The organism is Pseudomonas sp. BP01 (assembly GCF_022760795.1).
GTDB lineage: Bacteria > Pseudomonadota > Gammaproteobacteria > Pseudomonadales > Pseudomonadaceae > Aquipseudomonas > Aquipseudomonas putida_Q.
In genome coordinates, this window is sequence record NZ_JAFBKA010000146.1 from 1 (window position 1) to 255 (window position 255).

The 255-nt window shown below is 60.4% G+C and carries 1 protein-coding gene; it reads left to right on the forward strand.

The window, feature by feature from the left end:
- A partial coding sequence (locus JOY50_RS29425) for a POTRA domain-containing protein (RefSeq protein WP_310738342.1) occupies positions 1 to 255 on the forward strand: 255 nt, incomplete at both ends.

Genomic DNA, 255 nt, shown 5'->3' on the forward strand with positions numbered 1-255 from the left:
AGGCCGATGACCGCCGCCTGGTGGACTCGACCCGTTCCCTGTTCAAGACCGGGTTCTTCCAGGACATCCAGCTGAACCGCGATGGCAATGTGCTGATCATCAACGTGGTCGAGCGCCCGTCGGTGTCAAGCATCGAGATCGAAGGCAACAAGGCGATCAGCACCGAAGACCTGATGAAGGGCCTCAAGCAATCGGGCCTGGCCGAAGGCGAAATCTTCCAGCGTGCCACCCTTGAAGGCGTGCGTAACGAGCTGC